Raw genomic sequence first — 12,169 nt, 5'->3', positions numbered from 1 at the left:
TTCCCTTGCCGGGACGCGACCCCGGTAAACGGTAAGCATGAACGTGAGCCGGAAGTCCATTTCTCTGGGCGATTGTACCGGTGCATCGCTGACAACGCAGCAAAGCACCATGCAAGGGTTAATAGGTGGCGAGTGATCGTCTCAGCGATGATGCCCAGGATTGGTCAGGAATTGACATGATGTTGTCCCTGGTGTATTGGAAATAGCCTTTGGGGAACAAACCACAAAAAGATAATCATCCCGACCAGTTCCACCAATGACTGAAACACAATCGTGACAACGGCAAGATCATAGCCTGGCGGTAATGTCAACGCAATCGGCAGCACCACAAACGAATTGCGGGTACCAAAGCTGAAGGCAAGCACTCTCCCCTGTGAAGCCGGTAGCTGCAAGCCGACGGCCAGCGTATAGCTTAATAAGCAGGCAAGGGCCAGAAAACCGACAAAGATCAAAAGCAGTGGCAACAGCACCCTGAAACTATTCAGGACAGTGTTGGCCTGCGTTGCGGCAATCGTAAAGAGTACCAATCCCAGCAGCGGGATTGGGAACATCGCTAACTGCTGTATCCAGCGCTGGCGTGTAGGGTTTATGGCTACCCATCCTTCAGTTGCCACTGCTGCCAGCAGCGGAAGACCGATCAACGCTGTCGCTGAGGCAATAATGTTTGGTGAAGCTGACAATATGCCGGCCTGATCGCCGAGAAACAACCAGAGGTACAGAGGCAGACAGAGAAATTGCAACAGCAGACTCAATGGCGAAAAGGCGATGGCATACCGTGTATCACCACTGCCAAGATGCGTAAACGTGATAAACCAGTCCGTACAGGGTACCAGCAGAACGAGGAGAACCCCCAGACGCAGCGCCGGATCGTCGGGTAACCAATGGATCATCCCCCACACCAGCAGCGGAATGATCACAAAATTGCCGGTCACAACTGCGATCAGGAAGCGTCGGTCGGCAAATACATGCGGCAGATGCGCGAGCGGTATCTGCGTAAACGTGACATACAGCAGCAGAACAAGCAATGGCCACAGACCGGCTTCAATAGCGGAAAGATGATACGGAAAGAGAACCCCGGTCGCTAAACCGGCTCCGATGGCGATAAGATACACCAGAATCTGGTAGCGTTCGATAGTTTGTTGAAGGGAAACCATAATAGTCCACGCTCCTGCACAACGAATAGCATGACCACTTCCAACGTTTGCCGAACGCACCTACGCGGTGGTGGTTCTCGCTACATCTACCTATCGCAACGAATAGCATGACCACTTCCAACGTTTGCCGAACGGCCACAAAAGCGAGAGCGGCATAAAACCTCATCTTGCTGTATTGCCGATACCGGCAGCACCTGCGGGGTTGTTGGACATAAAAAATGTAGCACAGGACTCTGCCTGTGCTCTCTGGGTTACTCCACAACACCGGCTCTAGCCGGTGCTGCCTCACCATTACCACCACCGGCTACGCAATATTCATGACCTCCACGCCATTCTGCGCCATATGATGCAGGAAGAGGACATGGTGCAGATCGCCGTCGTGGGCATAGATACCCAGGTTGCGCGCAACTTCTACCGGCGTATCGAACGTATCAACCGCATTTGCCGCCACAATAACCCGCCGCTTGAGATTAAGCGCATTCGCCTCCAGACGCAGGTGCATAGCCGCACTATACACACACAGATCGGTACAATCGCCAACCAGCACAAACGTATCAAGCTGGGGATGCTCGGCCAGCCACGACCCAAAGCGGGTACCCAGATGAGAACTGAGCGAATTCTTCTCAATCACCACAATCTGATCGGCGAACGGCAACTCGGCCAGCTCACGAATCGTCTGGCTCTCGGCAGTACCGGCGAGGCAGTGGGGTGGATACGCGGCAAATTCTGGCGTCGCCGGATCGTGGGTGTCCTGTGCTAACACAAACGCACGTACCCCCAGATCGTAAGTGCGCCGGAAGAGCTGCACAACCGGCTCGATCAGAGCACCCACCCGTGGGCCGGCCAGAGGCCCCTCTTTGCAGAAGCCGTTGATCATATCAATCGAGCAGAGAGCAACGCGCTCTGGGGTATTGCCAACAATCGTCGCCAGATCAACCTGGGGCAGATTCGCGTACCACGCCTCCAGATAGTCGAGAAATGGTGTGCTGCGCCGGGCCAGGTCTGTAATTGCAGCCATGACTCGCCTCCTTTCTTTGGTGTAAAACTGACACTATTTTACCACGCTTTGATCACCCCGTCAAGGGGAGATTGTTGGGAGGATTGCGCTACGAGATCGGTAGACAAAAACCAGTAGTGCAGGCAAGATGCCAGTGCATAAATATGTCAACGTTCTTCCCTCTCCTCTCCCCTATTTCTTCCCTCTTATCTCCTCCCTCAACAACTAATCTCGCGCTATAAATCCCGCGCCACACTGATGAGCTTTCAAGTATAATGAAAGCATCTTGGACTGTTCAGGACCGGCTTGTCCAACGTGGTGGTAAGATATACGTGACATCGAGCCATTCCAGGCCGAGGGAGGGATACACACATGGTGCGCGAGCGATATATTCGGCAGATCAGTGCCCTACGTGAAGATTTGCTGCGGATGTTCAGTATGGTCGAGCAGCAGTTGCTGCGGGCGATTCGCTGTCTGGAGACGTGGGACTCGACGGCTGCGGCGCAGATTATCAACGATGATCGGCAGATTGATGATGCCTGGCGTGCGCTCGAAGAGAGTGTGATTCACGTGCTAGCCACCCAACAGCCGGTAGTAGCTTCTGATTTGCGTCTCACCAGTGTGGTGTCGGCGATTGCCAGTGAGCTTGAGCGGATTGGTGATTACGCGAATAGCATTGCCAAGCGGGTCCGGCGGGCTTCGCGGCGCGCAGTCTTCATTCCGCCCCCTCCCCAGATCCACGAGATGGCGCAGTTGGCACTGCAAATGTTGAATACCAGCCTGGAGGCGTTTTTGCGGCAGGACGCTGATCTGGCTCGTTCGCTGACTGCCCACGATGAGCGGGTTGATGAACTGGAAGACACTCTCCGCGAGTTGATCATTGCCGAGGCGCGTCAGGACCCGGATCGCTTTGAGGCAGCGCTCGATCTCCTTGATATGGTGCATGCGCTGGAGCGAACTGCTGACCGGGCGACAAATATCGGCGAGCGTGTGATCTATCTGGTGACGAACAGTCAAACGACATTGAATTGAAGTCGTTCCTTCATGTCCGGTGATAGTGGTGAGGAGTGGCCGTTGATGAAGCGTATCTGCCACTCTCACCCCGGCAGGTACGCGCTGCGACACAGTCACACTCATTGCTGAACGTCACTGCGGGTTGGCTGACCCTTATCCCTTTGAAATCCTGCTGCATATCGAGTATCATTGCTAGTAGATGTGACGAGCGCCGGCGCTTTGACCGATCATCGCCGGCGCTTGTGTGTGAGTTTGACAACAACTATTCCAGGTGAGGCAACTGTGAGTCGACCAACCTATCTTCAGGCGCTAGCCGAACGGGTTTTGATTTTCGACGGGGCAATGGGGACCTCGATTGACACCTTCGATCTGACAGCCGCTGATTACGGCGGCGAAGCGACGTTTGGTTGTCGTGATTATCTGGTGATCACGCGCCCTGATGTGATCGAGGCGATCCATTCCTCTTTTCTTGAGGCCGGCTGTGATGTGCTTGAGACGTGTACGTTCCAGAGCACCCGGCCACGGCTAGCCGAATGGGGGTTGGGCGAACGCACGGTCGAGATCAATCGGGCGGCTGCCGCGTTGGCCCGTCGTGTTGCTGATCGGTTCGCCGCTCGTGATGGTCGGCCACGCTATGTTGCCGGTTCGATGGGGCCAACCGGTAAGTTACCCTCTTCCGACGATCCGGCGCTGAGTGATATTACGTTCGCCGAGCTGTCGGATATTTACTACGAGCAGGCAATCGGTTTAATCGAGGGTGGTGTTGATCTGCTGCTGGTCGAGACAAGTGTTGATATTCTTGAGGTCAAAGCTGCTCTCGACGGCATTCGGCGGGCGAAGATTGATTTTCAGCGACCCGATATTGCAGTGCAGGCTCAGGTGTTTCTCGATCTGTCGGGCCGTATGTTGCTCGGCACTGATGTGCCGGCTATGATAGCGACGCTCGAAGCAATGCCGGTTGATGTGATCGGGTTGAATTGCAGCACTGGCCCCGAACATATGCGAGCGGCCATTCAGTATCTCACTGCCCACTCGCGCAAACCGATCTCGTGTATCCCCAACGCCGGCTTACCGCTAGAGGTTGATGGCCGCACGGTCTATCCAATGGAGCCGGAGCCGTTTGCGGCTATTCTGGGTGAGTTTGTGCGTGAGTATGGAGTCGCCGTGGTCGGTGGTTGCTGTGGTACCCGTCCTGCCCACATTGCCCGCTTGCGCCAGATATTGGGTGACGTACCGCGTCCAAAGCAGCGGCAGGTTGAGTACATTCCAAGTGTGAGTTCGGGGATTCGGGCTGCCGCATTACGCCAGGACGCAACCCTGACCATGATCGGTGAGCGCCTGAATACGCTCGGTTCACGGAAGGTGAAGCGCTTACTGCTGCGTGATGATTACGATGGTGCCCTGGAAGTTGCCCGCGAACAGGTTGAGAGTGGTGCGCATATGCTCGATGTCTGTGTCGCTATGACCGAGCGTAATGACGAAAAAGAGCAGATGACGCGCCTGATCAAAAAGCTGACGCTCAACATCGAGCTACCGCTGGTTATTGACACCACCGAGGCCGATGTCCTCGAAGCGGCCTTGTCAATCTACCCTGGTCGAGCGTTGATCAATTCGGTCTCGCTTGAAGGTGGGCGTGGCGCCAAGATTGATAAGGTGTTGCCGCTGGCGGCCCGCTACGGCGCAGCCGTGATCGCGATGACCATCGATGAAGAGGGCATGGCCCACACTGCTGAACGCAAGGTCGCCATTGCCGAACGCATCGCCCGCATCGCTCAAGACGAATACGGTATTCCCGCCGAAGCGCTGGTGTTCGATGTGCTAACCTTTCCGATTACGACCGGTCAGGAGGAATTGCGTTACTCGGCTATCGAAACCCTGGAAGGGATTCGCCTGGTCAAGCAGCGGATTTCCGGCTGTTTCACCACGCTTGGCGTCAGCAACTTGAGCTTTGGTGTTGCCCCGCATGCCCGTGCTGCGCTCAATTCGGTCTTTCTCTATCACGCCGTGGCTGCCGGATTGGATACCGCGATCATCAATCCGGCGCACGTCACCCCGTATGCCGAGATCGATCCGGCTCAGCGCGAAGTGTGTGAAGACCTGATCTTTGCCCGCCGCGAAGATGCACTGGTGCGCTTTATCGCCTATTTCGAGCAGCATGCGGCTGCTCAAGATAATGAACGCGAAGACCCAACTGCTGGGATGACGGTTGATCAGCGCCTGCACTGGAAAATCCTGCACCGTAAGAAGGAAGGAATTGAAGACGACATCGATCAGGCAGTCGATCAACGCTTGCTGACCAGCGGTTTGCGTTTGAGCGATCCGGCAGCAGCGTTGCGCAACGAACACGGTAGCTCACCGCAAGGGCAGGCTGCGGTTGATGTGCTGAATACGGTTTTGCTGCCAGCTATGAAAGAAGTTGGCGATCTGTTCGGCGCCGGTCAGCTCATCCTGCCATTTGTCTTGCAGAGTGCTGAAGCGATGAAGAAGGCGGTTGCCCGCCTCGAACGCTACCTTGATCGGATCGAAGGTGCAAGCAAGGGGAAGGTAGTGCTTGCCACGGTGTATGGTGACGTTCACGACATTGGTAAGAATCTGGTCTACACCATCCTCTCGAACAACGGCTACACCGTCTACGATCTCGGTAAACAGGTACCGATTAATACGATCATCGAGAAAGCACTCGAAGTACAGGCCGACGCTATCGGTCTCTCGGCGCTGCTGGTGAGTACCAGTAAGCAGATGCCGCTCTGTGTCCAGGAGCTGTACCGCCGTGGAATTCACATTCCGGTTCTGGTGGGTGGAGCGGCGATTAATCGTCAGTATGGTCAGCGGATCACCTTCGTTGATGATGAAGAGCCGTATCCTGCCGGGGTCTTCTACTGCAAAGATGCGTTCGAGGGATTGGAGACGATGGATCGCCTGAGCGATCCGGCGACACGCGAACAGTTTATCGAGCAGACGATCCGCGAGGCGGCGAATGTGCTTCACCGGCGCGTGACCGGTCGGGTCGCACTCACCGAATTGGGTGAAGCGGCAAAAGTTAGTGCCGATGGTGTGCGGTCGGCTGTGAGCACTGATGTGTCGGTACCGGTGCCTCCGTTCTGGGGATGGCGGGCAACCAGCCGTATTCGCCTGAGCGACGTTGTGGAGTGCCTCGACCGCAACAGCCTGTATCGCTTACAGTGGGGGGCAAAGAACGCCAAAGGCGCCGAGTGGGAGCGTCTGCGCGCCGAGTTCGATCAAAAAGTCCGTGAGCTGATCGCCGAAGCCGAGCGTGATGGCTGGCTTCAGCCGCGTGTCATCTACGGCTACTTCCCGGTGCAAAGTGATGGGCTGGAATTGATTGTCTACGATCCGGCAGATCGCCGTCGGGAACTGACGCGCTTCGTCTTTCCGCGCCAACCTGCCCGTGAACGGCTCTGCATCAGCGACTACTTCCGCAGTGTGGAGAGTGGCGAGTACGATCTGGCGGCATTCCAGATTGTTACCATGGGTAGCGCGGTTGATGAGCTGGTTGAAACCATGCAACAACGCGGTGACTACAGCCGTAGCTACTACATCCATGGTCTGGGTGTCAGCCTGGCCGAGGCGCTGGCAGAGTACACCAACCGCATCATCCGCCAGGGTCTGGGCCTTGATGAACGGCGTGGTAAGCGCTACTCGTGGGGCTATCCGGCCTGCCCTGATCTGGCCGAGCATGCCAAACTCTGGCAGATTCTGCCCGGCGAAGAGATCGGAGTAACGCTGACCGAAGCCTTCCAGTTGGTGCCTGAGCAGAGTACGGCTGCCATCGTCGTGCATCATCCAGAAGCGAAGTACTTCAGTATCGGCAGCGCGCTCGAACGTGCAGAGATGGATCAGCGCGGTGATGATTAGGTGTAGTGCGTACTGGTGATGGTGACCGGTTGTCTAATTCGGAACGCACGTATATCATGTTGAGCGTAGTGGGTGCGGAATTCTGGCTTCTGCGCTCCAGAACTGTGATACACGCAATTCCGTAGGGGCGGGTTCTGAACCAGCCCCTACGGAGTCTGCCCCTGCAGAATCCGCTCTTACGAAACCAGTTCCTACGGATCTCGTGATCTCCGTTAGGTCAGGTAATTATTGGTTAGCAATTCATTCCACGAGTTGTAATTTCACCAACACTTCTCAGTTGTGGCAGCAGGTGGGTAGCAGTAGAGGCATACATCATCTGTGGTGCGGGTGTCTGGAACTTATTTCATAAAAGCTGTACTGTCAGCTACCCGACCATTACACAGGTGCATGGACGCTTGCCAATGACTAATGATAGTTTGTCCTGCGTCCAGGCTACTGGTATGTAAAGCGAGGCAGGCTGAGACCATCGCCAGTGCCCTCGCTCGTTGGATGGGGTGCCTTACCCGCCTGTCATACGCGTGACGCAGCGTTTGGAGTGCGGCAGCCATGCTGCCGCGCCAGCCGTGCTCACGATCCGGTACGTAGCATGCCGTTGCTCCGGCTGGTTACGTGGACCCAGGGTGTTCTCTCACGATCCTTGAGTCGCTCGGCAATGAAGGAGATAACTTCTATAGATATTTTTTGAAATAGGTTCTATTCTGCCTTTGACAAATCCTCTCTTCGTACCCTGCACGTGAGAGATGAAAGTTATATTACTATTTTGTCATCCGGTATCCCTTTCTACCCTCCAGGCCTTCCAGTCCTATATGCATATATAGCCAAAAAGTCATGTAGATCCGTCTCAAGATGTTGGTTATCTTCAAGATAAACAAAACTTCATCTCACACCAACGAGGTAGGGTTTACAATGACGAAAATTTCATATTCGGTACGCTGGCTGATTGCCCTTAGCATCCTGCTCATCTGGACAGCAACACCCGTTCGCGCTGCTGGCGTCGTTGGTAATGGTACCCCAGCGAGCTGTACCGAAGCCGCACTACGGGCTGCTGTAGCTGGCGGCGGTCGTATCACCTTCAACTGTGGCCCTCAACCTGTCACTATTACCCTCTCTAGTCAATTAGAGTTACGTCAGGATACTGAGATCGACGGCGGTGGCCCTCAACAGGGTGGCCGGGTGACGCTGAGTGGTGGTGGGCGTACCCGGATTATCTGGCTGTACGATGTGACTCTCACCATTCGTAATCTGACCCTGGTTCATGGACGAAGTGTTGAAGGTGGCGCGATCCGTTCCGCCGGTCTCAATGCCCGTGTCTTCATATACAACAGTATTTTCCGCAACAACGATAGCACTGTCGGCACTGATGAAGAGGGCGGTGGGGCGATTTCGATGCACTTCGGCCAGTTACATGTCGAAGATAGTTTGTTCGAGAATAATCGGGGTATTAACGGTGGTGCTATCTATAACCTGCGCTGCCCGATTACTGTACTGCGCTCGACGTTTCGGAATAACGATAGTTCGCACGGTGGTGTGGTGGCGAATTTCGGTTTTGGCGGCGCTATCTACAACGACGGTGCCGGCCCGCGCGATGTCGGTGGACAAATTCTGATTCAGGACAGTATCTTTACCGGCAATAAGGCTCGTAACTTTGGTGGTGCAGTGTATTCATACCTCTACCATCCCGATCGCTCTGAAATTGAGCGTAGCTTTTTTGCCGATAATGTGGTGTACCTCAACAGTAATGGCCGGGCCAGTGGTGGTGCGCTGGTTCACCATAATGGACCATTAACTCTACGTGACTCGACGTTTGTGAACAACCGCTCTGAAGATATTGGCGGAGCAGTTCTGGTTGCGCAATCGACATTCCATGCGGGCTGGAATACTGCTTTGTTGAGTAATTTGACTGTCGTCGGTAATCGGGCCGATGCGCCGAATGCCGATAAGGGGAACGGTGGTGGTCTTTATTTCAACGGTGGTCAGGCAACAATCGTAAATGTGACTGTGGCGCATAATTACGCAGATCGGCTGGGTGGCGGTATCTACAATACTTCTAACAACAGGGCCGATGTTGAGTTGCGAAATGTGATTATGGCCGCTAATCGTATCGGCAGTTCTCACGACTCGGTGCAGTGTTTCGGTACGTTTCGCGGTAGTCGTAATCTGCAAAGTCCCGTTGGCCGGGCCTGTATTTCCGGGATTACGCAGGCCGATCCACGAGTTGACACAACGGTTGCCAACCATGGCGGCCCGCTGCCTACGCTTGCCTTGCTGGCCGGTAGTCTGGCGATCAACGCTGGTGCCGATTGTCCGCCGACCGATCAACGTGGTGCCCCGCGTGTGGGTACCTGTGACCTCGGTGCGTTCGAGTATGGCTCTGCTGCCCCATCTGCCAGCCTCGAACCACCCACATTGCTTGGTTTGAACAGCAATGGTGGGCCGCTCATCCAGCTCTCGTTCACGCCGGTCAATGGTGCTGTGCGCTACGAAGTGGAAGCACGACGCTCGGATGGTGTGGTCTGGATGTTGCTGTTATTCAACAACAGTGTGCTGCTCGATCAGGGACAATATACATTACGTATACGTGCCTGCAATGATCTGGTATGTAGTGATTTCAGTAATGGGGTGGGGATCACCGTGACGCAGTCACCTCTCAAATCATTCATCCCCCTGATCGGGCGGTAGATCGGCAAAATCAATCACGCGATTGCGTCCGCCGCGCTTGGCTGCGTAGAGCGCGGCGTCGGCGTGTTGCAAGAGTGTGGTGATGTGATATTCGCCTCCCTCATACGTAACGTAGCCAATCGATATGGTCACCGGTCCTATCAGTTGGTTGGTGAACGTGATTCGGCGCTGCTGTACCGTATTACCGAGCTGCTGTAAGCGGGTGCGGGCAGTTTCCCGATTGACTCCCGGTAGTATCAGAACAAATTCTTCACCACCGTAACGGCAGGCCAGGTCGCTCTGGCGCAGATGCTCGCGAAAAATCACGGCCAGTTCACGCAAGAGAACATCGCCGGCTTCGTGGCCATACGTATCGTTGAATTGCTTAAAATGATCAATATCAATCATCGCTATCGTCAGCGATACCTGCTCGCGCTGCGCCCGGTGAAGTTCTCGCGGCAGACTGCTCTCCAGATAGCGGCGATTGTAGAGGCCGGTTAGTGGATCGATGATTGCCTGCTCGCGCAGGGTGGCTCTGAGTTCGAGGTTGGACAACGCCAGTTTAATCGTATCGCCGGTCATAACAATGAGTTCGCTTCTCGGTAGCTCCTCGCCGGCAATGTGTAACAGACCGTAAATTTCACTCTGCACAACGAGCGGGATACAGGAGGTGCAGGCCGGGGTGTTGCTGTGAATATGTGGGCAGCGAATGCCTGCATTGGTACAGGTGCGATGGATTAATCCCCGGCGTAACGCCCAACATTCATCGATGGTCATGGCTATCGGTGCAAGGTCTGCTTCGCCCCATTGGGCCAGTAAATTGAGATTGGCCGTTCCGGCCTGACGCACCATCAGATACCCACTCTGGCGCGGAAAGATGCGTTGCAAGCTGAAGGAGATGACCTCCGCCGCTTCCGTTGCGGTCTGACAAACCTGCAAGAGATCGTGTAATTCGTTAACCATCATGATTTCGGCGGTCTGGCGGCGAGCTTCAACGATGGCTCGTTCGAGGCGCTGATTAGCTTTCATCAGCAATTGCTCGAAATGACGACGCTCGCTGATGTCGCGGTTGACGGCGACGATGCCAGTGGGTGTGCCTTGTTCGTCACGGATCATCACGACAATTGAATGGATTGGCACATACTGCCCATCGCGTCGCCGTTGCTCAACTTCACCTTCCCAGCGTCCGGTCTGCCACAGCATTGCCGCAGCCGCTTCGGAGTTGGTGTCGGCGAAGCGTGTTTCAAGACGCTCACCTAAGCGCCGCCCAATCATTTCGCTGGCCGACCAGCCGTATATGCGTTCGGCACCACGGTTCCAACTGGTAACGACATAATCGAGATCGGTCGCAATGACGGCATCAACAAGTTGATCAAGGAGTTCGGCTTGCTGCCGTATCTTTTGATCGAGCTGCTGCTGAGCAGTTATATCGCGCCAGATCGATACGAAGCCATTGGCGAGCTTGCCGGCGTGCAATTCAATATGCCGCTGCACACCATGACGATCAAGGAGGGTCGTGGTACGTCGTACCGGTGCTCCTGACTCAACCAGGTGACGCAGACTGGCAAAGGTGCCGTCGTTGGCAAATTCGGGCCAGAGATCGAGCATGCGCTGGCCGAGCAGTTCTTCGCGTCGATACCCGGTAATTTGGCACATAGCAGTATTGACGACCATGATTTGCGCATCGACGATTTGGTTGCGCGGGTTGCGGATAACTTCATACATGCCAAATGGATCAGGCAGTGTTTCAATTGCAGCCCGAAAGAGTGTGTCACGTTCCGTTGCCGGGAAGGTGCTGGTGTAGCCGAAAATCCACTGCCGTACCGGGTCTATCGTGATCAATTGCAGGTAATAGGTGGTCGTGTTGCTGGTTATCGTGACATGCTCGCCATCTAGCGCACGCCGGTAGCTCTGCTGCCACCGTTGGTGCTGGGTGATATCACTTTCATCCGGTAGCATTCGTGTACCGATATGAATCGGACGAGGCATGCCTGGTGGGGATTGAGTCATGAAAACCGGGTTAGCATAGACGAGACGATACCCGGTATCGACAATCCATACTGCGAACGGCAACTGCTCAAGTATGTCAATTGCCGCTACAGTGCTTAATTCCGGCCAGCGCGACTCAGGGGTATCGGATGGAGAGGTTGCTGGTGTCATCGCGCTCTCCTGCGACGCGAAATCGATGCTTTTTTATATCATAATCCAAGTTGCTACCTTACGTCACTACAGCGGTGCGGGTCGTTGAGCGCGACGGGGGAGGGGTGAAACACGGATGGACGCGGGTGAGGCGGATGAACGCGGATAGCACCCAAGGTGTCACCTTCTATCACCACAACGACACGGCGGATGGGCATACCAGATGGGCGTGACGTAGTGCGTTTACTGAACTGGCTGCTACCCAAAGGATTCATACCGTTCAGGTACGCTGCACAATGTTGTGCGCAGCGTCGTGCTGTTCATCATCGCA

General features: G+C 55.1%; 6 protein-coding genes. 3 read left to right on the top strand and 3 right to left on the bottom strand.

From position 1 onward, the window contains the following. Positions 1-164: 164 nt before the first annotated feature. Entirely contained in the window at positions 165-1,154 is a 990-nt protein-coding gene (locus VAE55_RS14440; protein WP_322816449.1) for an arsenic resistance protein, read from the bottom strand. Between the two features lie 304 nt (positions 1,155-1,458). Then, complete coding sequence (locus tag VAE55_RS14435) at positions 1,459-2,172, bottom strand: cysteine hydrolase family protein (RefSeq protein ID WP_322816448.1); 714 nt, start codon at positions 2,170-2,172, stop codon at positions 1,459-1,461. Between the two features lie 351 nt (positions 2,173-2,523). Here VAE55_RS14435 and phoU point away from each other — a divergent pair, with 351 nt between their 5' ends. The 3 genes from phoU to VAE55_RS14420 all read left to right on the top strand — a co-directional run bounded on the left by phoU (position 2,524) and on the right by VAE55_RS14420 (position 9,720). Beyond that, complete coding sequence (gene phoU, locus VAE55_RS14430) at positions 2,524-3,183, top strand: phosphate signaling complex protein PhoU (protein WP_322816447.1); 660 nt, start codon at positions 2,524-2,526, stop codon at positions 3,181-3,183. Positions 3,184-3,447: 264 nt separating this feature from the next. Beyond that, positions 3,448-7,041, top strand: coding sequence for a methionine synthase (gene metH / locus VAE55_RS14425; RefSeq protein WP_322816446.1), 3,594 nt, complete (start codon positions 3,448-3,450; stop codon positions 7,039-7,041). Positions 7,042-7,947: 906 nt separating this feature from the next. After that, on the top strand, positions 7,948-9,720 hold the full coding sequence (locus VAE55_RS14420; RefSeq protein WP_322816445.1) for a choice-of-anchor Q domain-containing protein: 1,773 nt from the start codon (positions 7,948-7,950) through the stop codon (positions 9,718-9,720). On the opposite strand, the gene VAE55_RS14415 is transcribed toward VAE55_RS14420, so the two are convergent. Further along, positions 9,694-11,859, bottom strand: a complete 2,166-nt coding sequence (locus VAE55_RS14415) for a diguanylate cyclase (protein ID WP_322816444.1) — start codon at positions 11,857-11,859, stop codon at positions 9,694-9,696. The genes VAE55_RS14420 and VAE55_RS14415 overlap by 27 nt on opposite strands. Positions 11,860-12,169 lie beyond the last annotated feature (310 nt).

Source organism: Chloroflexus sp. (assembly GCF_034432675.1).
In the GTDB taxonomy this organism is placed as follows: domain Bacteria; phylum Chloroflexota; class Chloroflexia; order Chloroflexales; family Chloroflexaceae; genus Chloroflexus.
The sequence above is the reverse complement of the archived record's forward strand: the minus strand, read 5'-3'. Positions and strand labels throughout refer to the sequence as shown.

What these genes read in the sequence shown, in the direction of transcription:
- VAE55_RS14435 (WP_322816448.1), bottom strand. Translation starts at nt 2,172, where the DNA reads ATGGCTGCAATTACAGACCTGGCCCGGCGCAGCACACCATTTCTCGAC.
- phoU (WP_322816447.1), top strand. Translation starts at nt 2,524, where the DNA reads ATGGTGCGCGAGCGATATATTCGGCAGATCAGTGCCCTACGTGAAGAT.
- VAE55_RS14420 (WP_322816445.1), top strand. Translation starts at nt 7,948, where the DNA reads ATGACGAAAATTTCATATTCGGTACGCTGGCTGATTGCCCTTAGCATC.
- VAE55_RS14415 (WP_322816444.1), bottom strand. Translation starts at nt 11,859, where the DNA reads ATGACACCAGCAACCTCTCCATCCGATACCCCTGAGTCGCGCTGGCCG.
- VAE55_RS14440 (WP_322816449.1), bottom strand. Translation starts at nt 1,154, where the DNA reads ATGGTTTCCCTTCAACAAACTATCGAACGCTACCAGATTCTGGTGTAT.